This is a genomic window from Hydrogenophaga sp. L99, from assembly GCF_058731905.1.
Map to the genome: position 1 here is coordinate 548,039 of NZ_CM178972.1, position 17,773 is coordinate 565,811.

General features: G+C 59.5%; 23 protein-coding genes. 14 read left to right on the top strand and 9 right to left on the bottom strand.

Annotated elements, in window-relative coordinates; genetic code table 11:
• The first annotated feature begins 2 nt into the window (after nt 1-2).
• Complete coding sequence (locus tag AC4QBL_RS02560) at nt 3-527, top strand: hypothetical protein (protein ID WP_472900182.1); 525 nt, start codon at nt 3-5, stop codon at nt 525-527.
• Nucleotides 528-574: 47 nt separating this feature from the next.
• On the opposite strand, the gene AC4QBL_RS02565 is transcribed toward AC4QBL_RS02560, so the two are convergent.
• The 3 genes from AC4QBL_RS02565 to AC4QBL_RS02575 all read right to left on the bottom strand — a co-directional run bounded on the left by AC4QBL_RS02565 (nt 575) and on the right by AC4QBL_RS02575 (nt 1,875).
• On the bottom strand, nt 575-859 hold the full coding sequence (locus AC4QBL_RS02565) for a CopK family periplasmic copper-binding protein (RefSeq protein ID WP_472900181.1): 285 nt from the start codon (nt 857-859) through the stop codon (nt 575-577).
• A gap of 168 nt (nt 860-1,027) precedes the next feature.
• On the bottom strand, nt 1,028-1,345 hold the full coding sequence (locus tag AC4QBL_RS02570; RefSeq protein WP_472900180.1) for a YnfA family protein: 318 nt from the start codon (nt 1,343-1,345) through the stop codon (nt 1,028-1,030).
• Nucleotides 1,342-1,875: a MerR family transcriptional regulator gene (locus AC4QBL_RS02575; RefSeq protein WP_492131624.1), complete on the bottom strand. Its 534-nt coding sequence runs from the start codon at nt 1,873-1,875 to the stop codon at nt 1,342-1,344. Before AC4QBL_RS02575 ends, AC4QBL_RS02570 begins: the two co-directional genes overlap by 4 nt.
• Here AC4QBL_RS02575 and AC4QBL_RS02580 point away from each other — a divergent pair.
• From AC4QBL_RS02580 to AC4QBL_RS02605, 6 genes are all read left to right on the top strand, one after another.
• The gene (locus tag AC4QBL_RS02580; RefSeq protein WP_472900178.1) at nt 1,874-2,545 is read left to right on the top strand and encodes a cation efflux transmembrane domain-containing protein; all 672 of its coding nucleotides are present in this window, start codon (nt 1,874-1,876) and stop codon (nt 2,543-2,545) included. The two genes, AC4QBL_RS02575 and AC4QBL_RS02580, sit on opposite strands and share 2 nt — an antisense overlap.
• The gene (locus AC4QBL_RS02585; RefSeq protein WP_472908031.1) at nt 2,535-2,942 is read left to right on the top strand and encodes a DUF3703 domain-containing protein; all 408 of its coding nucleotides are present in this window, start codon (nt 2,535-2,537) and stop codon (nt 2,940-2,942) included. The genes AC4QBL_RS02580 and AC4QBL_RS02585 overlap by 11 nt, the downstream gene beginning before the upstream one ends.
• 485 nt (nt 2,943-3,427) lie before the next feature.
• Nucleotides 3,428-3,934 carry a signal peptidase II gene (gene lspA / locus AC4QBL_RS02590; protein WP_472900176.1) on the top strand — a complete coding sequence of 169 codons (507 nt, stop codon included), beginning with the start codon at nt 3,428-3,430 and terminating at the stop codon, nt 3,932-3,934.
• On the top strand, nt 3,931-4,347 hold the full coding sequence (locus tag AC4QBL_RS02595) for a disulfide bond formation protein B (RefSeq protein WP_472900175.1): 417 nt from the start codon (nt 3,931-3,933) through the stop codon (nt 4,345-4,347). The genes lspA and AC4QBL_RS02595 overlap by 4 nt, the downstream gene beginning before the upstream one ends.
• Nucleotides 4,344-5,048, top strand: a complete 705-nt coding sequence (locus AC4QBL_RS02600; RefSeq protein ID WP_472900174.1) for a DsbA family protein — start codon at nt 4,344-4,346, stop codon at nt 5,046-5,048. The genes AC4QBL_RS02595 and AC4QBL_RS02600 overlap by 4 nt, the downstream gene beginning before the upstream one ends.
• A 1-nt stretch (nt 5,049) precedes the next feature.
• Nucleotides 5,050-5,688 (top strand): SCO family protein, encoded by a 639-nt coding sequence (locus tag AC4QBL_RS02605; protein ID WP_472900173.1) that lies wholly within the window; start codon nt 5,050-5,052, stop codon nt 5,686-5,688.
• Between the two features lie 416 nt (nt 5,689-6,104).
• On the opposite strand, the gene AC4QBL_RS02610 is transcribed toward AC4QBL_RS02605, so the two are convergent.
• Complete coding sequence (locus tag AC4QBL_RS02610; protein WP_472900172.1) at nt 6,105-7,052, bottom strand: IS481 family transposase; 948 nt, start codon at nt 7,050-7,052, stop codon at nt 6,105-6,107.
• Nucleotides 7,053-7,180: 128 nt separating this feature from the next.
• Here AC4QBL_RS02610 and AC4QBL_RS02615 point away from each other — a divergent pair, with 128 nt between their 5' ends.
• The 4 genes from AC4QBL_RS02615 (at nt 7,181) to AC4QBL_RS02630 (ending at nt 11,196) form a co-directional block, all read left to right on the top strand.
• Complete coding sequence (locus tag AC4QBL_RS02615) at nt 7,181-8,089, top strand: peptidoglycan DD-metalloendopeptidase family protein (protein WP_472900171.1); 909 nt, start codon at nt 7,181-7,183, stop codon at nt 8,087-8,089.
• Nucleotides 8,086-9,369: a L,D-transpeptidase family protein gene (locus tag AC4QBL_RS02620; protein ID WP_472900170.1), complete on the top strand. Its 1,284-nt coding sequence runs from the start codon at nt 8,086-8,088 to the stop codon at nt 9,367-9,369. The genes AC4QBL_RS02615 and AC4QBL_RS02620 overlap by 4 nt, the downstream gene beginning before the upstream one ends.
• Before the next feature lie 376 nt (nt 9,370-9,745).
• Entirely contained in the window at nt 9,746-10,381 is a 636-nt protein-coding gene (locus tag AC4QBL_RS02625) for a methyltransferase family protein (protein ID WP_472900169.1), read from the top strand.
• 191 nt (nt 10,382-10,572) lie between these two features.
• On the top strand, nt 10,573-11,196 hold the full coding sequence (locus AC4QBL_RS02630; RefSeq protein ID WP_472900168.1) for a tyrosine-type recombinase/integrase: 624 nt from the start codon (nt 10,573-10,575) through the stop codon (nt 11,194-11,196).
• 180 nt (nt 11,197-11,376) lie between these two features.
• Here AC4QBL_RS02630 and AC4QBL_RS02635 read toward each other — a convergent pair whose 3' ends face one another.
• The 3 genes from AC4QBL_RS02635 to AC4QBL_RS02645 form a co-directional block, all read right to left on the bottom strand.
• Complete coding sequence (locus AC4QBL_RS02635) at nt 11,377-12,039, bottom strand: transmembrane anchor protein (RefSeq protein WP_472900167.1); 663 nt, start codon at nt 12,037-12,039, stop codon at nt 11,377-11,379.
• Nucleotides 12,040-12,059: 20 nt separating this feature from the next.
• Entirely contained in the window at nt 12,060-12,707 is a 648-nt protein-coding gene (locus AC4QBL_RS02640; RefSeq protein ID WP_472900166.1) for a HupE/UreJ family protein, read from the bottom strand.
• Between the two features lie 164 nt (nt 12,708-12,871).
• Nucleotides 12,872-13,276 (bottom strand): hypothetical protein, encoded by a 405-nt coding sequence (locus AC4QBL_RS02645; protein ID WP_472908030.1) that lies wholly within the window; start codon nt 13,274-13,276, stop codon nt 12,872-12,874.
• A 59-nt stretch (nt 13,277-13,335) separates the two neighbouring features.
• Between AC4QBL_RS02645 and AC4QBL_RS02650 the strand changes: the two genes are divergently transcribed.
• The 3 genes from AC4QBL_RS02650 to AC4QBL_RS02660 all read left to right on the top strand — a co-directional run bounded on the left by AC4QBL_RS02650 (nt 13,336) and on the right by AC4QBL_RS02660 (nt 16,048).
• Entirely contained in the window at nt 13,336-13,614 is a 279-nt protein-coding gene (locus AC4QBL_RS02650; protein ID WP_472900164.1) for a metal-sensing transcriptional repressor, read from the top strand.
• Between the two features lie 45 nt (nt 13,615-13,659).
• A complete protein-coding gene (locus tag AC4QBL_RS02655; protein ID WP_472900163.1) occupies nt 13,660-14,979 on the top strand; it encodes an MFS transporter in 1,320 nt (439 codons plus the stop codon).
• A 640-nt stretch (nt 14,980-15,619) separates the two neighbouring features.
• The gene (locus tag AC4QBL_RS02660) at nt 15,620-16,048 is read left to right on the top strand and encodes a DsrE family protein (RefSeq protein ID WP_472900162.1); all 429 of its coding nucleotides are present in this window, start codon (nt 15,620-15,622) and stop codon (nt 16,046-16,048) included.
• Between the two features lie 424 nt (nt 16,049-16,472).
• Here the strand turns inward: AC4QBL_RS02660 and AC4QBL_RS02665 are convergent, their stop codons facing one another.
• Nucleotides 16,473-16,937 (bottom strand): rhodanese-like domain-containing protein, encoded by a 465-nt coding sequence (locus tag AC4QBL_RS02665; RefSeq protein ID WP_472900161.1) that lies wholly within the window; start codon nt 16,935-16,937, stop codon nt 16,473-16,475.
• A gap of 98 nt (nt 16,938-17,035) precedes the next feature.
• Complete coding sequence (locus AC4QBL_RS02670) at nt 17,036-17,767, bottom strand: DUF1499 domain-containing protein (protein WP_472908029.1); 732 nt, start codon at nt 17,765-17,767, stop codon at nt 17,036-17,038.
• Between the last annotated feature and the right edge of the window lie 6 nt (nt 17,768-17,773).

Consider the following 17,773-nt stretch of genomic DNA (forward strand, 5'->3'; position numbering starts at 1 on the left):
TCATGGACATTGTTGCCCATGGGGTCTGGGTCGGTCTCGGAGCCGCGTGGGTACATCAGAACCGTCGCCTGGACTATCGGACTACCGCCCTGGCGGTCGGTATGGCGGTGGCGCCTGACCTGGTCCAGTTGCTGCCTCTGGGGTACCTGGCACTGGTCACGTCCGATGGCTGGTCCGTCTTGCAGGCTTATGCCAATGCTCTGCCGGGCTATGAGCCCTCGATGCCGCCTGCACTGACGCTACTGACCCACCATTTGCATTGTGTGATGCACAGCGCCTTGGTTGCCGGTGTGGTCACCACTGCCTGCTGGGTATGGTTGAGACGCCTCTGGATACCATTGCTGGGCTGGTGGTCCCACATCCTGATCGATGTGTTCACACACTCGGCTGATTTTTACCCGTCCCCTGTGCTCTACCCGGTGACCTATTGGGGGTTCGACGGCATTGCCTGGAACACGCCATGGTTCATGGTGGTCAACTATCTGGCCATGTTGGCTGTTGTCACAGTGATAATCCGTCGCAAATAAAGAAGCCACCCCTAGACAGAGTGGCTGTTTCTGCGGGGAAGTCGCGATCAGTTCTCGTGTCCCTTGCGTCCCAAGACGTCAAGGCGTGCCACTTCGTTACCTACAGTGCTGATTTTTTGCCCGCCGGCCGATTGGACAACCTCACCCTGTTTGAGGAATACAGTGCGTCCAAACCGATTGGCCTTTGCCATCTTTCCGTCCTTGAAGACGTACAGGGTTTCTCCATTCACCAGCGGGACTGTCTGCTTGGCCTCAGATTGAGCCGCATCCATGGCGAAAGCCGGTAGGGTTGCAGCGAAGGAAAGCACGAGGATGTTGAACTTGCGAATCATGGTTGCTCCTGAGAGTTTCACGTTGATCGGGTGATGCAACGTGGTACGGTGTACAGGGCCAATGTAGTGGTGAGAAGGTGACCGCAGGCTTGCCTTTCGATGACAGTTTTGACTGCAATTTGTCGGCGAATCTGCCGCCCCTGTCGATCGGATCGGATGCTGAACTGGTCAGCGCGGCTGGAACGCGATGATCCCCATGCCCAACAAGGCCACGGCCGCACCGGTCACATCCCAGGCTGAAGGTCGGACACCATCCACTATCCACAGCCACGCGATGGCTGCGCCGATGTACACGCCACCATAGGCCGCGTACACCCGCCCCGTGGCCGCACCATGCAAGGTGAGCAGCCAGGCGAACAGCGCCAGACTGACCACTGCCGGCAGCAGCAACCAAACTGAGCCTCCTTGGCGCAGCCACAACCAGGGCAGATAACAACCAACGATCTCGGCCAACGCGGAGGCGACGTAAAGCAAAAAAGTGGTCATGGTCGGTCAGCGCGCAAGATGGGGATGGCACGCGCAGGCCTCGCCATGGGCGGCCGCCACCAATTCTTTGAGGATTCCGCAGTCTGTTCCATCGTTGTCACAACGGCCACAACTGGCCTTGAGTAGCACCAGTTGTTTCTCCAGCGCTCGCATACTCTGGAGACGTGCCCTGCCTTTATCGATCTGTCCCTGGACCAGACCGTCCACATCCGGGTGCGGCTCGCCCGGCGCGTCCAGCGCGTCAACAGTCGACGAATGTCAGCAAGCGGCATCTCCAGCGCTCGACAATGGCGAATGAAAGCTAGGCGTTCCAGGTGAGTGCTCTCGTAGTCGCGGTAGCCGTTGTCATGGTGCGCCGGCTCGGGCAAGAGGCCTTGTTTCTCATCGTAGCGGATGGTGTCCGCTTCCACGCCAGTGGCCAGGGCGAGTTCTTTGATGCGCATGGTGCTTTTCTCCGTTCGAATGGGCCAAGGGCTTGACCCTGAAGTGGCTCCAGGGTTTCCAATGCAGCATTCTGAAGGAGTTTCCATGTCTTCCAACTGTTGTGAACACGAATGCCCCGCCCCCGGTCAAATCGTCAACCTGGCGCGCTACCGTCGCGTTCTGTGGGTGGCACTCATCGTCAATGCCGCCATGTTCCTGGTCGAACTGGGCGCAGGCTTCAGGTCAGGTTCCTTGTCCCTGCTCGCCGACGCCATTGATTTCGCCGGTGACGCGTTGAACTACGGCGTCTCGCTGGCTGTGCTGGCTTCGGCGCTGGCCTGGCGGGCTCGGGCGGCCGTGCTCAAAGCGCTCAGCATGATGGGCTTTGGTGTTTATGTTTTGGCCAGCGCGCTGTGGGCCGTTTGGAACGGCGGTGTGCCCGATGCGCCGACCATGGGTGTGGTGGCACTGCTGGCGCTGCTGGCCAACGTGTCGGTGGCCTGGCTGCTTTACGCTTTTCGCGAAGGCGACGCCAACATGCGCAGCGTCTGGTTGTGCTCGCGCAACGACGCCATTGGCAACGTGGCGGTATTTCTGGCGGCATTGGGTGTCTTTGGCACCGGCACCGCCTGGCCCGACCTGCTGGTGGCGGCGTTGATGGCGGGTCTGGCACTGCATGGGGGCTGGCAAGTGCTGAGGCAAGCGCGGGGTGAACTGGGGGAGCAAAAAATCAAGGCCCACGATCATGAATTGAGAAACCATGACCATGCACACTGAACCCACAACGTCGGTGGCTTTTGACGCACCCACCTTCGAACGTTTGCGCGGGGCGTATCTTCGGGTTGATCGCAGGGATCTAACGCAGGCTTGGCATTTGCTCGAAGCGCTGCACGTGCTCGGGCAGACGAGGTTGGTCCCCCATGCGCAAACGCATGGACTGATGCTCGCGCTGGCCTGGCGGACGCACAACCTGGCCGAAGTGAATGGTCAGCTAATGCGGCTGTTGCTGGTGCCTTTGGGACACTTGCTGGGCCGCCTGCCGCTGGGCAACACCGGCCGATCGAACGTCGGGGCGTTTCGGCCTATGCCGGTAGCGCCTGAGCTGCTGGCCACGATCAGGGCGTTCCAAGGGCTTGAGATGCCGCGAGGCGCGGGCGGCGGCTCCGGTCGATAGTGCCCTGGCAAGCGTACCTCTACAATCAACCCACCATGCGTGCCTGTCTGTTTGCCTTGTTGTTCCTGTTCTGCTTGCCCTTGCAGTGGGCCGGTGCGACTACGGACGCGCCCTGCCTCCAAGAGCCCTGTGCGGCGTTGCATGCTGGCGTGGCAGGCGCGTCGCTGCAGACCGACCCCACGGATCAGGCCGGTGATTCCCATGCGCAGCACCCGCACTGCGTGACCTGTCATGCGGGTGCCCTTGCCCTCCTGAGCGACCTGCCTTTTTCCTTGAGCGACACAGGTTCCCGAGCGCAAGCCCGGGCGCGCTCATGGTCCGACGGTCTTTTCGTTGAGCGGCCCGAACGGCCGCAGTGGCCCACCCTGGCCTGACCAGGGTTCGGCTTCTTTGGCGGCAGCGTTTTTTGCCGCACCTTTTCCCCGATCCCTGTGAAGCGTGCCAGCCCGTGCGGCTGGCGATGTCCGTTCTTTCAGGGTCTTTTCATGTCTGCAACTCCTTGGCGGGGCCGTCCCCGCCTGGCCTGGCTCACCGCCGTGGCCATTCTTCTGGCACTCGACCAGCTGAGCAAAGCCTGGTTTGCCAGCACCATTGCGTTGGGCACAGCGGTTGAAGTCACGTCTTGGTTCAACCTGGTCCACGTGCTCAACACTGGTGCGGCCTTCTCGTTGCTGGCCGATGCTGGCGGCTGGCAGCGGGTGTTCTTCATCGTCATCGGCTTCGTGGTGGTCGTTCCAATCACCTTCTTCTGCCTCGCGCGCCGGGTGGCGCCGATCGAGCGGGTGGCTGGCGCCCTGATAGTGGCTGGAGGCGGTGGCAACCTCATCGACCGCATCGCCAACGGGGCAGTGACGGACTTTCTCGACTTGCACTGGCGCAGTTTTCACTGGCCCGCCTTCAACCTGGCCGATGTGTTCATCGTGATAGCCGCAGCGGTCTGGATCTGGCTGTCCTTTCGCCCTGTTGCCTCCAGGACGGAGAGTCCAACATGACCCGGTCGTGGACGTTGCTGGTGCTGGCCTGGCTGGTCGCCACCGCCGCCACCCTGGGCGCGCTGTTTCTCGGTGAAGTCATGGGCATGACACCCTGCGTGCTGTGCTGGTACCAGCGCATCTTCATGTTTCCCATCTCCATCGTTCTGGCGATCGCCTGCTTCACCGATGACCGGCGGGGCGCCATCTACGCCCTCGCCCTGGCTCTGGGTGGGCTGGCGGTGGCCGCGTACCACACCTTGCTGGTCGCGGACCTGATCCCCAAGGCCTGGGTGCCTTGCAGCGCCGGGGTGTCCTGTGCGGACCAAAAGCTCGACATCCTCAACGGCGTGCAAATCCCCTGGCTGTCTCTGGCCGCGTTCATGGCGCTGGCAATCCTCCTCATCGTCTACCTCAGAAAGTCACCCCGATGAACTCCAAAAAAATCACTGTTGTCGCTCTGGTCGCCATTGTTCTGCTGTTCTTTGTTCTGGGCATGAATATCTACCAGAAGCGGGTCCAGAATTCGCAAGCGCAGAAAGTCAGCGAGGTCGTCAACGAGACCCGCAGCCAGTCAGGCGACCAGCCGGGCGCTCAGGCGAACAACCGGTTGGTGCGCTTCCATTCTCCGGTCTTTGGTCCGCGCAACGCACCGGTCACCATCGTCGAATTCTTCGACCCTGCATGCGAGACCTGCCGGGCGTTCTATCCGATCGTCAAGGACATCTTGAAACAGTACCCGAACGATGTGCGCCTGGTGATCCGGTACGCCCCTTTCCACGGGGGTTCTGATCAGGTGGTCAAGCTGCTGGAGGCGGCCAAGCTGCAGGACAAGTACCTGCCCGTGTTGGAAATGGTATTGGCCGCCCAGCCTCAATGGGCCGATCACGGTAAACCCAATCTCGATTTGGCGTACCGTGCAGCGCAAGAGGCCGGTCTGGACATTGCCAAGGCTCAGGCCGACGCGCAGACCCCCGCCATCGATGCGGTGCTGAAGCAAGACATCGAAGACCTGACGGCGTTGGAAGTGACCAAGACACCGACATTTTTCGTCAACGGTCGTGGACTGCCGTCGTTTGGCGATCAACAGCTACTGGCGCTCGTGGCCGAAGAAGTGGCCAAAGCGAGGAAGTGACATGGGCCTGCGGTTTTCAACCAACCCAAGTCAACTTCTGACTGATCGTCGGCGGTTTGTGCAAGCGGTGTTGGCCGGTGCGGTCGGTGTCCCTGTGCTGGTGGCTTGCTCCCCCGAGGTCCCGTCTTTCAAAAGCACCGACGTCACAGGTGCCGCCTTTGCAAGGGATTTCAGGCTCCAGGATCAATACGGAAACCTGCGGACCTTGGCGGACTTCAAAGGCAAAGTCGTGGTGGTCTTTTTCGGGTTCACCCAGTGCCCGGACGTCTGCCCCACCTCCATGACAACCCTGGCAGAGGTCAAACGCCTGTTGGGTGAGCAGGGTGACCGTTTGCAGGTGATCTTCATCACCGTGGACCCCGAGCGTGACACTCAACCGCTGCTCAAGGAATACCTGGCGAGCTTCGACCCGGCTTTCATCGCCTTGCGGCCCGAGCCCGCAGAACTCGAGCGCGTCGCTGCGGATTTCAAGATCTACTTTAAGAAGGTTCCCGGATCGGCGCCGTCCACCTACACCGTGGACCATTCGGCGGGTAAGTACATCTTCGACACCACCGGACGGGTCCGATTGTTCTCACCCTACGGAACCGATGCCGCCACGATCGCGTCGGACATCCAGATTCTTCTGTCCGCCGTCTGAGGCGATTCAAACCACGCTCCAGCCACCGGCCTTCCCCTACATGCATCCAGTTAAATTGCTCTCTCTGACAGCTCGTATCCACATCCCACGGCGGCCCGCACTGGCGGTTTTGGGTGCGCTGATGCTGGGCACCGGCGTCGTGGCCTTTGGTGTCTCACCGGCGTTGCCCGATGTGACCCAGGGGCCGATTCGGCAGGTGGTGGAACCCCTTGGTTCGTCACTTGCCCTCCCGGATCTGATGGAGGAGAACCCTGATTTCTCGATCCACCAATCTCAGCTCACTCGCCGCGATGAGACCCTCCAGACCTTGCTCAAGCGCCTGGGGGTCGAAGATCGCGATGCGCAATCCTTTCTTGCCCGCGACGCCACATCACGTTCATTGCTCACGGGCGCGTCCGGCAACCTGGTGTCTGTCACTAGATGTAGTTTCTCACGACGTTGTTCCCCGCGAAGCCAAGGCGAGAAGCGGGAGGGCGATGTTCAGTTGCCGCATGTGGGCGGCTGAAGTTGTAGTGGAGCATCCAGGGCGCGAGTTCGCTGGCGCGCACATCAGAGTCGGGATAGACATAGGCGTAGGCCCATTCACGCAGCAGCGTTTGAATGAACCGCTCGGCCTTGCCGTTGGTACGAGGGGTGTACGGCCGGGTGCGCTGGTGCTTGATCTTCAAACGACGCAGCAGCTTGGCAAATCGTTTGGATCGGTAGGCCGATCCGTTGTCCGTCATCACGGCTTCTATGCGAACGCCCAGCGCCCTGTAATAGCGCAGCGCTGCCAGCAAATGCGCGCATGCGCTGTGAGCCTTCTCATTGGGCAACATCTGGCACATGCCCACACGGGAGTGGTCATCAATGGCCACATGCAATACCTCGTAGCCTGCGTGCCGCGTCTTCTTCGTGCGGTCTGCTGTGACCCGGTGTCCGGGTTGTTGAAAGCGAGGGAGCTTCTTCATGTCCAGGTGCAGCAGTTGCCCAGGTCTGGCCTTCTCATAGCGCACCACGGGTGGCGTGCCTTCAACGGGAGGTAGCTTGCCCATGCCAGCGGCCTTGCAGGCGCGTGCCACAACGCTGCGTGAGAGGCCCAGGCGCTCGGCGATGCGATCAAAGGTCAAACGTTGGTTTTTTCGCAAACCCAGCGCGCGTTCAATCTTGTGCGCGCAGGCGCATTGGGGCGAAGAATGAGGGCGAGAGCTCCGATCGATCAAACCGGTAGCGCCTTGCTGGCCAAAGCGGCGAAGCCATTTGCGAGCTGTGCCAGCGCTCAAGCCAGCTGCCGCAGCGGCGCGCTTGAGACCCAGGCGCTGGATTTCTTTCATCAAATGGGCTCGACCTTTGGGCGTCAATGAGGCATTCTTGTGGGTGTTCATTCGAGGAATCCTGAAGAAAGTTGGGAGATGTCAGAACCTCCATCTTCCTTCACCTCGGGTGAACAACCTCTTGGGAAACTACAACTAGAACACCGCAAGGGCGCCTTAAATCTCTGTCGGTTCGTTCGGTGGATGCCAGCAGCCAGCGGGTCAACCGGCTGGTGGTGGAGGCAGGGGACGGCGTATACGCTTCCCGACTCGAACAGCCCACCCCCAGGCGACTGGTCAAGCTGGCATCGCTCTCCATCCGTTCCTCGTTCTACGCTGGCACCGACCAGGCTGGTGTGCCAGATGCTGTGGCCGCGCAAACGATCGAGGCCTTTTCTGGCGACCTCGACTTCCAGCGCAGTCTTCAGCGTGGTGCGCGTTTCAGCCTGATTTATGAAGCATTCGAGCTGGATGGTGAAATCCTGTTCACGGGACAACTGCTGGGCGCCGAAATCCAAAACGGGCAACAGACGCACCAAGCCATGTGGTTCCAGGCACCGGGAACGGCTGGCGAATTCGTCAGCCTCGATGGTTCGAGTCAGCAACGCACCTACCTGGCTTCGCCCTTGGCCTTCTCGAGGGTCACCAGTTCATACGGACCTCGCATCCACCCGGTCTATGGGGGGCAAAAAGCGCACAAGGGTACGGACTACGGCGCCCCGGCCGGAACCCCGATTCGCACGGTGGCCGAAGGCGTTGTGAGCTTTGCTGGCCGGCAAGAGGGCTATGGCAACTATGTGGTGGTTCGCCATCCCGACAAGAATTCCACCGCGTATGCCCACATGGAGCGCATTTCGGTCAAGGCAGGGCAGCGCGTGCAGCAGGGCCAGACCATCGGAGCGGTCGGCTCGACCGGAACAGCGACTGGTCCGAATCTGCACTTTGAATACCTCGTCAAGGGCGTTCGGACCAACCCGTCGCAGATCACCAGCAAGACTTCGAACTCGACCCCCGCAGCCTTCAGTCAGCCCGGCTTTCAACAAACGGCCAAATTCATGCGCGAACAGTTTGAACTGGCGACCTCGGTCGCTCTCGCCAGTGCGCAATGACTTGGGCCAACCCGTATTTCATGAATATGGCACCTGATACTTCCACCACCCGGCGGGCGCTACTCTCGCATGCAGCGTTGGCAGCCGGGACTTTTGTTTTACCGTTGGGACAGGCAAGCAGCCAATCAACCTCGAGAACAAGGGGCATCCCGGCCTTGGTGACCGGTTCGTTGCGCTCCTCGCCAGAAGGGCGTCTGATTGAAATTTACCGGACGATCGCAGCGGGCAACAAAAATGCGCTGCCATTGGCCGAAGCGCTGGTGCGGGATGTGCCGGACTTTCAGTTGGGGCAACTCGTCTACGGGGATCTGCTGATCGCACAAAGTGGCGCCTTGCCCGGCCTTGCTCCGGTGAAAGATGGACCTCCGGCGGTTCGAGAACAACTGCAGAATCTCCGAGCGGAGGCGAATCGCCGACTCGCCGCGCTCAAGGAGATGCCGCCACCCGGAACCGTACCGGAACAGGTGCTGGAGCTGGCCGGCAATGTGCGGCATGTGGTGGTGGTGGACGCCAGCCACTCAAGGGTTTTTGTGTTCGAGCAACAGGCTGGCGGACTGCAATTGATCCGCAGCAGCTATGCCTCCATAGGCCGTGCCGGGTTTGGCAAACAACTAGAAGGCGATTTGCGCACCCCTCTGGGCGTGTACCACATCACCAGCCGACTGGATGATCAGCAAGTTGATGAGCTTTACGGCGTCGGCGCACTGCCGCTGAACTACCCCAACGAGCACGACCGCCGCCTGGGGCGCACCGGGAGCGGCATCTGGCTGCATGGCGTACCGCGTGTCGCCTATAACCGCAGCCCCTATGCGACCGAAGGTTGTGTCGCGCTGGCCAATGACGACATGACCTACCTCATGGATGTGCTGCAAACCCGGCGCACTCCGGTCATCATTGCTGACGAAGTGAACTGGGTTCGACCCGCTGAACTGGCTGCTGAGCAGCGCAGCTTCCAGGCCTTGTGCACCCAATGGCAGACGGCCTACGCCCGCGGTGATAACCAGGTGTTGCAAGCGCTGCAAACGGCAGACTTCAATGGGCGCGAAAGCAGTTCGTTTCACAATGTGTCATCCAAAGTCGACGCTAGGCGCACCATCCCTGAGCCCGACCCACAAGCCCAATGGCGCAATGTTTCAGTTTTCCGCTGGTCACGTCAAGCTGAGGTGGCGATCGTCAACTACACAGCAACTTCACCAAGGCAATCCCGAAGTGTCGATCGTCGCCAATATTGGGTTCAAGAACAAAGACGCTGGCAACTGTTTTTCGACGGACCGGTCTGAGTACATTGGAGCCGCGAACGGTATTGCCCCTTTGCCATGTGAAGCTCTGAATGCAGCCACTCCCTACGTTTGTGCGGCTACTCTCCCTTCAGAGCCGAGTTGTCAACTTTGGCTTTGATTGGAAGTGGAAGGGTGCCGCAAGGTCAATTTGAATGGCTCATTGTGAGAGAGCACGCTTTGTTTCACATCGAGCGACCCGTTGCGGTCCATCGCATAACGGGAAGGCAGGCGTTCGCTTTTCAGTTCTGCCCGTACCGGATGGACGTACCAAGAGGTTTTTTGTGGGCGGGCCAGCGCATCGATATACGATTGGGACGGTAGAGAGGTGGTGCACATTGGGCTGCCAGCACATCCAAGGGTATTCGATGAACCATTGATGGAGCAGGTTCGTTTCGCCGTGCATTTACGGCTATTTTGGGCGTTGAGCCAGGCCTACCAAGTGACTACAGCAGTTTTCATCTTTTCATTCTTCTGTGGCGGCGGTCTTTTGGTGTTGTCAGCCTCTTCGCTGCGATGGACAAACCTCCGCATCTGGCCGCCAGATGAGCTGGGGACGTGGAAGTATCACGCTTTCTGGTGGCCCTTCCGGGCGCTTGTATTGGGTACCTGCATCTTGAGCGTCATCGACTATCGCAGCGCAGGAGCGTTGCCAACGCCCGTTTTCGCCATCGGATGGGTGCTTCTGGTTTCTGGATTCGGCCTTGCCTTTTACATCACCAGGAAACTGGGTTGGCGCGATGCTCATGGTGAAGCAGGCACACTTAAGACAACGGGTTGGTATGGCTGGAGCAGGAACCCCATTTACGTCGTCACCATCTGCGGCCTAGTTGGACTTGCACTGGTCACGCACTCGCTTTCCGTCTATCCATTGGTCACCATCTGGGCACTCCTTTACCTACTGGCACCATTTCTGGAGGAGCCATGGCTTGAACGCCATTTCGGACAGCAGTATGAAGATTACGCAAAGCAGGTGCCTCGCTTTATCGGGATTCCTCACAGAGAAGGTAAATGACCCATCACGATTGACCGCCATCGGGATGTTGACCCACCGACTGGGTTTGGCCGAGAGCGCGAATCGCCTGAGCCGCTCAAAAACGGTCCAACCGCCCAGCCACCTGCATCGTCCAGACATTTGATTTAAAGCAACGACCTTTCGCCCCGCCGGCGCATGCTGTGTGTCCCTCAACTCGATGGGAGACCATCATGGAAACCACCGGCAATACCGTCCATCACGAGCCTTGGAACAAGGGAAAGATCGTTGGACAAAAGGCACCCTTCAAACTGAAAGACATCTGGGCGTTGCGCGTGCGCCTGCAGATGGAAGGGCGGGTCCGCGAGCTCGCACTTTTCAACCTCGGTATCGACAGCAAACTGCGAGGGTGCGACCTCGTCGCGCTCAAAGTCCGCGACGTCTGTCATGGCGAGCAGCTGGCCACACGCGCCATCGTCATGCAGCACAAGACCAAGCGCCCAGTTCAGTTCGAGATCACGGCCGCTACCCGAGACGCTTTGCAGGCATGGATCAAGCAGGCTGCGCTGAAGTCGGATGACTTCATCTTCCCCAGCCGGCTCCACGATTCACCCCACCTGGGGACCCGGCAGTACGCCCGTATTCTTGGCCACTGGGTAGAGGATCTGGGACTGGACCCTGCCGAATATGGGACGCATTCCATGCGAAGGACCAAGGCGACACTGATCTATCGGCGCACCAAGAACCTGCGTGCTGTGCAGTTGCTGCTCGGTCACTCCAAGCTTGAGTCGACCGTGAAATACCTGGGCATCGAGGTTGATGACGCCCTCGAAATCTCCGAGCAAACGGAAATCTGAAGGGGACATCAGCGGTCGCCTCTGCTGCGATGCCGGGGCGACCGATTTCAATGGGAGCCGCGTGAAGTCGGTCAGTACCAGCGTTTTCGGCTACGAGGAGCCACTCATGATCTTTGGAAAAAACCGGTCTTTCGGACTATGGACAGCGAAGTGGCGCAGCGATCTGCGCCACTTTTTGCGTCATTTTTTGATTTCGCTGTAGTCGCCACGGGTGCGAAGAACCAGTTGCACATCCGACTGACCCCGGTTGCGCCAGAACCAGCCATGGTTGCCTGTGAATGCCGCCTCCAGAACGCCTTCATCAGAAGCTACGCCTCTGCCCTTTTCATAGCTGATGGACTTGCCTGGCGCATCGCCATGTGTGTCGAAGTTGACTTCGCCACCTTTGACTACCCAAGCGTATTGAGCTTTGGCGCCTGCAACCATCTTCATCTTGATTTCCGTTCCTTCACCAGGCGTCAAGGTAAAGGGGATTTCGTCCCGCCACACCTCCTTGGGTGCCGCTGGTTGGACAGGAGCACTCGCGGTGTTTGCTGGTGCAGGCTTCGTTGCTGGTTGCGCCGCATTGGCGTTGGCGATTACTGATGCCTCGGTTGCAGTTGAGTCTGCAGCTGGTGCGCCTGCTGCATCCGCTGCGGCTTCTGCCGCCAGTTGTTGCTTGACCTCGCCCATCTCTGTCATGCGCAGGACGCGGCCGATGCCGGTGGGATCGACGCCGTACTCGGCTGGCAGCACGACGGCGACCAGAAGAACCACGGCGGACACGGCAGCAAGGAGGGTGGATCGCAGAAGCTGTTTGGAAGATGGCAGCTCGGCTTGTGAAGGGGTATCGCTGTTGTACATGTTGAAAATTCCTTGGGTGTTCAAGACACAAAATAGCCGGTGAGCTGCATGCCCACCAAAATGAAACCCGCGCTCATCATGGCGACGTTGGCTGTGTAGGCGTGTTTGATGAAGCTGGGTGTGCGGCGCCAGTAGCTCATGCCGATCAAGATGACCGCCAATGCGAGCAGCTGCCCGATTTCCACGCCCACGTTGAACGCGAGCAGGTTGGGCACGAGGCCGTCGGCGGAGATCTCGTACTCCAGGATCTTGGTCGCCAATCCGAAGCCGTGAAACAGGCCAAAGACCAAGGTCGCCACTTTGGTGTTGGGTTGAAAACCCAGCCACCGTTGGAAAGCGCCAAGGTTGTCCAGCGCCTTGTAGACGACGGAAAGCCCGATGATCGCGTCGATCAGGTAGCTGTTGATCCCGACGTTGAAATACACGCCCAGGATCATGGTGGTGGAGTGACCGATCGCAAATAGGCTCACATAGATCGCAATGTGTTGCAGCCTGTACAGGAAAAAGATCACGCCAAACAGGAACAGGATGTGGTCGTAGCCCGTCATCATGTGTTTAGCCCCCAGGTACATAAAGGGCAGCAGGTTGACACCCGAGATTTCCTGGATATAGCCCTTGTCGCCCGCTGTCACGGCGTGGGCAAAGGCTTCTGCACTGCTAAGCAGCAAGCAGATGAAGAAAGCAAAAAGCAAAAAAAGACGGGGGTGCCCGATCGCCCATGGCGAATGGGGCAGCCTGTCGTGAACAAGGCTGTTCATAAAAAAGACTCCGATGGTCTGAAAGAAATGGTCGCGCTGCGAGGCGCAGCGCAAAGGCGGTGAGGAGAAGCGCCTTAGCCCATCGGTGGGCGATCCAGCCGGTAGGCTTGCCCCAGTTCAATCCAGGGCCGCACCATGATTTCCCAGCGGGGAAGTTGCGGCGATGCATTGCCCCAGGCAAGGGGCAGATGGTGGGCTATGTCGTGCGAATGATCCATCGCGTGGTGAGGGTGCTCTGCACTTGCACGCTCATCTGTCTCCGAAACCTCAACCCCTTGATCTGCATGTTCATGGCCGTGAGGATCTTCAGGAGCGGTCAGCGCAGATTGGTGCGATTCAACAATAGCGGCCAGACCGTGGGAGCTGGTGAGTCCAATCGATGAGACGACCGTCCCGAACATGATCACCATGAGCACCAGCCACCGCATACCCAATGCTGCCAAAGTAGGCCGTGTTGGGGGGTGGGAGCGAAGAGTCATGGGGTTTCTTGGGTGAGGCAGGCAATTATAGTATCCCCTTGGGGGGGATAATGATGTCCATGACACTTCCACACACTCACGCTTCACACCCCGCCGTCATCAAGCGCCTAAAGAGGGCGAATGGGCATCTGAACAGCACGATAGCGATGTTGGTAGAGGGCCGCCCCTGTCTGGATATCGCTCAGCAGTTGCAGGCGGTGGAGAAGGCTGTGCAGCAAGCCAAGAAGGCGCTGATCCAGGACCATCTGGACCACTGCCTTGAGCATCTCGTGGGACCACTTGCTGGAGTGCACCAGCACTCCATGGAAGAGTTCAAGGAAATCACTCGGTACCTCTGAGTTGTCGGCTCTTGCATACCGGCCGCCGATTCGCTGACAAAAAACATGCTGGCCATTCTTTCCAACCGCACCTACCGGCACTTGTTCGCCGCTCAGGTGATTGCGTTGATCGGGACCGGTCTGGCGACCGTGGCACTGGGGCTATTGGCCTTTGATTTGGCGGGCGAGAACGCAGGGATGGTCCTCGGAACGGCATTGGCCATCAAGATGATCGCCTACGTGGGCGTGGCACCGGTCGCTGCGGCCTTTGCCGAACACCTGCCCAGACGCACCATGCTGGTGACGCTGGACCTGGTCCGGGCGGCTGTTGCCCTGCTGCTGCCATTTGTTTCCCAGATCTGGGAAATCTACGTGTTGATTTTTGTGTTGCAAGCCGCGTCGGCCGCTTTCACACCCACCTTCCAGGCCACCATCCCCGATGTCCTTCCAGAAGAGGTTTATTACACAAAGGCCTTGTCGCTCTCACGCCTTGCGTACGACATGGAGAGCCTTGTCAGTCCGATGCTGGCTGCCGCATTGCTGACGGTGATCGGCTTTCACGACCTGTTTGCGGGCACGGTGGTGGGGTTCTTGGCTTCTGCCGCGTTGGTGGTGTCGGTGGTTTTGCCCGCGCATCCAACTCCAAAGCGCCGCAGCATTTACGACCGAACCACGCGAGGCCTGCGAATTTACCTGGCCACACCTCGGCTGCGCGGGCTGTTGGCGGTGAATGCGGCGGTTGCAGCAGCAGGCTCCATGGTTTTTGTCAACACGGTGGTCATCGTGCAAGGCAAATTCGGTTTGACCCAGAGCGCAGTGGCCCTGGCGTTGGCCGGCTTTGGAGCCGGGTCCATGGTGGCGGCGCTGGCCTTGCCCAGTCTTCTGGAGAAACTGTCCGATCGGCGCGTGATGCTGACAGGTATAGCGTTCATGGTCGTGGGCATGTTCGCGGGCACCTTGGTGGTCGGGCATGCCTCGCTCATGGCCTTGTGGTTTGCCCTTGGTTTGGGTTACTCGACCGCGCAGACGCCCTCCGGGCGCTTGTTGCGGCGGTCTTCAAATCCAGAAGATCGTCCTGCGCTGTTTGCCGCTCAGTTTGCGCTGTCGCATGCGTGCTGGTTGTTGCTCTATCCCTTGGCCGGATGGTTGGGTGCCCGTTTTGGCATGCCCGTGACCTTTGCTGTTTTGGGCAGTGCTGCGGCATTGGCCGTCTGGGTGGCCACACTGGTCTGGCCGCTTCAGGACCCTGATTCGATTGAGCACGAACATGCTGATCTGCCTGACGGACATGCCCATGTCGTGGGAGCCATTGGGCAAGGTACGCGCCATTCGCACCCCTTTGTGATCGACGACCACCACCCGCACTGGCCCAACTTGGGTCGTTGAAGCTGGCGCAGGGGAATTGACTTGTTCTGTGACTTCTCCAGTTCAACTCAGTGCAAGGGATCTCGGCACCTCGCCTTTGCTTGGGGTTCGGGTGCGGCGGCAAAGTTGCCTTGAAGTCCTCACTCAATGAAAAACCGCCTTTCGATTTGTTGGGCGACCGCAATAGGTCGCTATGGAAAGCTTTGCATAGCGACCCCTATGCATAGGACTCAACTATGCGTAGATCCCGAACCCGTCGACTCGATCCGCGAGCGAACGTCAACGCGACGACGCGATCACCGCTTTGCATAGTTCCTCTCGTCCTCGAAGTGCGCTCGCAGCCATGCTCGTGCGAATGAAGGGCCCATCGGCATGCACCTCACCTTCCGGAACTGCCTGCAGTAGGAGGGATGCAAACGCGCGGCGAGGGAGGGGGCCGAGACCAGCTTGTAGATGGGCGCTTGAACTGTCGCAGCAGATTGGTGGGCCGGTAATACAAACCTGTTGAGCCCTCTAGGCAGGCCATAGGGAATACCCTCTGCGTCACTCGCCATAGACATCGCAATATGCTGATGCGGCGATTCTCTATTCGGCGCGCGCTCGGCAAACCTTTTCAAATTGGTCTCGTGAGCAAATCCTAAAAACCCACCGGAGACACAACATGAAACGCAATACGTTTTTGCAGGCCGCGATCCTGGCCTTAGCCCTTCCCTTCAGCCTGGGAGCTTCCGCACAGTCAGCGGTCGCGACCACGAAGGTTGTCATCCAAGTCAGCGACAACGACCCAGGCAAATGGAATCTCGCGTTGAACAACGCCAGAAACGTCCGGCAGGAGCTCGGTGCTGACAAAGCGGAAGTAGAAATCGTCGCCTATGGTCCTGGCATCGGCATGTTGAAAGCCGACTCCACCACCGCAGACCGCGTGACCGAAGCCACCAAAGCGGGCGTGACAGTCGTGGCATGCGAAAACACAATGAAGGCCGTAAAACTAACCAAGGCCGACATGAACCCTTCTATCAACTATGCACCTTCTGGAGTCGTGCAAATGATGAAGCGCCAAGGCGAAGGCTGGTCTTACGTTCGCCCTTAACTGAGCGTCCTAATGAGTCGTCCCCGAGATCAGGTTCAAGGGCGCCTAACATCATTCCACTCGGACACCCAGCGGCATTGAGCTGCGAAGCGTGTTGGTGAAATTGCCCCTTGAGGCGCAATGCCGCCTCGTGTCGTTTATGACGTTGAGCGGCTGTTTTCTCCTTTGACCACCGAAGGCTCATGGCCGACATGCGTCCTCTGAACCCATGCTGAAAAGCCTGCCCCGGATGGTGAGCTCAACTGCGCGCTATGTTGCCGTCTATGGCTGATCTTCCAGTTTTCGATGCAGTTGTTTATCGCACCACGTATCCAAACTGATGGCGAGAGTCGTCTTTAGGGATTGAAGCTGACGCCTGATGACCTCCACTTCAGGACATCAATCCCTTTAATGTTCGACAGTCACGACATCCTCGGTGAACTGCTCAATGCTTGGCAGGTGCGGTGGCTTTCGCCGCCGCATCAAAACCGCCCTTGGCTTTCCACTCTTCCATGCCGCCTTGCAGGATGCGCAGGTTCTCCCAACCGGCCACACGCATCGCAAAACCGGCTTGGGCAGAGAGCGAACCGGTGTTGCAATAGATGAGCACAGGCTTGTCCTTCGGAATCTCATTGCGCTTGGACAGCACCTGACGCCAGTCCATGTTGATGGCGCCGGGGATGTGCCCCTTTGCGAACTGGCCAGCGTCGCGCGCGTCGATGACGATCATCTTTTTCCACTCGTCGGCAGGGATTTGCTCGGCAAAGATCACGCCGCCGCCATATTCGACAAACTCGAGGTAAGCCCCCATTTCGTCGACGGCGATGGCCTTGTTGTCTGCGTGGACTGATGGGGTGAGCAGCAAGGTGCTGGCGGTCAGGGCGGCCAAGGCCAGGGTGCGGATTTTCAAGGTGTTTCCTACGGTGTTAATTCGGATATCAGCAATAACGGATATTGTGGCCGGGGCAAGGCAACAATCGCTCAAGGGTTTCCACTGTGCTAGCCCGTTCAACGGGGTCCGAACGCGTTCGCCAGATCGGCCAGCCAGGCGCGAATGCGCCTCGCATTGGTGCCGCGATCGATCTTTCCCAGACGGGAGCGCGATCGCATGTCGACGCGCGAACCGCTGCGTTCCGGAACGATGCGGATACTCACCTCGTCGGCAAACCCGAACAGGCGGCTGGTGGCCACCGCTTCAATGCGCCCCTCCTCGGCGTCGCTGGCGACCACGCTCCAGCCACGTGCCTGCACCAGTTGCAAGGCCTTTTCAAAGACCTCAGCGGGCGCCTGTGGCAGGGTCAGTGGGGCCAGATCCGGGTATCCAACGCGCTGCTGCTGCGCCACCGCTTCGCCGGGGTAGGCCATGGGGTTGGGCATGTCCCAGAACTCGGGCGGGTCAACTGTGTCGGTGCTGATGTCGTTGATGGGCGGGTAGGCGCGCGTAGCGTACTCCCAATGCAGCGCCATGCCCAGCACCGGCAGCGCCAGCAGCACGCCAAGGAGACCGGTCACAACGGCCCGCCGCTGACGACGTAGGCGAGCCAACCCCACCAGCGATATCACCAGGCCCAGCGCAGCGGCGTAGACCGCCCATTCCGCGATCTGCAGACCTTTTTGAAAATGCCACCAGCCCTGGCGGTAGCCGATGCCTGCCACCAGCACGGCGCCGAGTGACACCAGCCCGAGCAACAGACCGGTCAACGGCAGGCGGATGGGCGGTGTTGTGCTGCCGAGGTTCATGTTGGG

What these genes read in the sequence shown, in the direction of transcription:
- AC4QBL_RS02560 (WP_472900182.1), top strand. Translation starts at nt 3, where the DNA reads ATGGACATTGTTGCCCATGGGGTCTGGGTCGGTCTCGGAGCCGCGTGG.
- AC4QBL_RS02565 (WP_472900181.1), bottom strand. Translation starts at nt 859, where the DNA reads ATGATTCGCAAGTTCAACATCCTCGTGCTTTCCTTCGCTGCAACCCTA.
- AC4QBL_RS02570 (WP_472900180.1), bottom strand. Translation starts at nt 1,345, where the DNA reads ATGACCACTTTTTTGCTTTACGTCGCCTCCGCGTTGGCCGAGATCGTT.
- AC4QBL_RS02580 (WP_472900178.1), top strand. Translation starts at nt 1,874, where the DNA reads ATGTCTTCCAACTGTTGTGAACACGAATGCCCCGCCCCCGGTCAAATC.
- AC4QBL_RS02575 (WP_492131624.1), bottom strand. Translation starts at nt 1,875, where the DNA reads ATGGAAACTCCTTCAGAATGCTGCATTGGAAACCCTGGAGCCACTTCA.
- AC4QBL_RS02585 (WP_472908031.1), top strand. Translation starts at nt 2,535, where the DNA reads ATGCACACTGAACCCACAACGTCGGTGGCTTTTGACGCACCCACCTTC.
- lspA (WP_472900176.1), top strand. Translation starts at nt 3,428, where the DNA reads ATGTCTGCAACTCCTTGGCGGGGCCGTCCCCGCCTGGCCTGGCTCACC.
- AC4QBL_RS02595 (WP_472900175.1), top strand. Translation starts at nt 3,931, where the DNA reads ATGACCCGGTCGTGGACGTTGCTGGTGCTGGCCTGGCTGGTCGCCACC.
- AC4QBL_RS02600 (WP_472900174.1), top strand. Translation starts at nt 4,344, where the DNA reads ATGAACTCCAAAAAAATCACTGTTGTCGCTCTGGTCGCCATTGTTCTG.
- AC4QBL_RS02605 (WP_472900173.1), top strand. Translation starts at nt 5,050, where the DNA reads ATGGGCCTGCGGTTTTCAACCAACCCAAGTCAACTTCTGACTGATCGT.
- AC4QBL_RS02610 (WP_472900172.1), bottom strand. Translation starts at nt 7,052, where the DNA reads ATGAACACCCACAAGAATGCCTCATTGACGCCCAAAGGTCGAGCCCAT.
- AC4QBL_RS02620 (WP_472900170.1), top strand. Translation starts at nt 8,086, where the DNA reads ATGACTTGGGCCAACCCGTATTTCATGAATATGGCACCTGATACTTCC.
- AC4QBL_RS02625 (WP_472900169.1), top strand. Translation starts at nt 9,746, where the DNA reads ATGGAGCAGGTTCGTTTCGCCGTGCATTTACGGCTATTTTGGGCGTTG.
- AC4QBL_RS02630 (WP_472900168.1), top strand. Translation starts at nt 10,573, where the DNA reads ATGGAAACCACCGGCAATACCGTCCATCACGAGCCTTGGAACAAGGGA.
- AC4QBL_RS02635 (WP_472900167.1), bottom strand. Translation starts at nt 12,039, where the DNA reads ATGTACAACAGCGATACCCCTTCACAAGCCGAGCTGCCATCTTCCAAA.
- AC4QBL_RS02645 (WP_472908030.1), bottom strand. Translation starts at nt 13,276, where the DNA reads ATGACTCTTCGCTCCCACCCCCCAACACGGCCTACTTTGGCAGCATTG.
- AC4QBL_RS02650 (WP_472900164.1), top strand. Translation starts at nt 13,336, where the DNA reads ATGACACTTCCACACACTCACGCTTCACACCCCGCCGTCATCAAGCGC.
- AC4QBL_RS02655 (WP_472900163.1), top strand. Translation starts at nt 13,660, where the DNA reads ATGCTGGCCATTCTTTCCAACCGCACCTACCGGCACTTGTTCGCCGCT.
- AC4QBL_RS02660 (WP_472900162.1), top strand. Translation starts at nt 15,620, where the DNA reads ATGAAACGCAATACGTTTTTGCAGGCCGCGATCCTGGCCTTAGCCCTT.
- AC4QBL_RS02670 (WP_472908029.1), bottom strand. Translation starts at nt 17,767, where the DNA reads ATGAACCTCGGCAGCACAACACCGCCCATCCGCCTGCCGTTGACCGGT.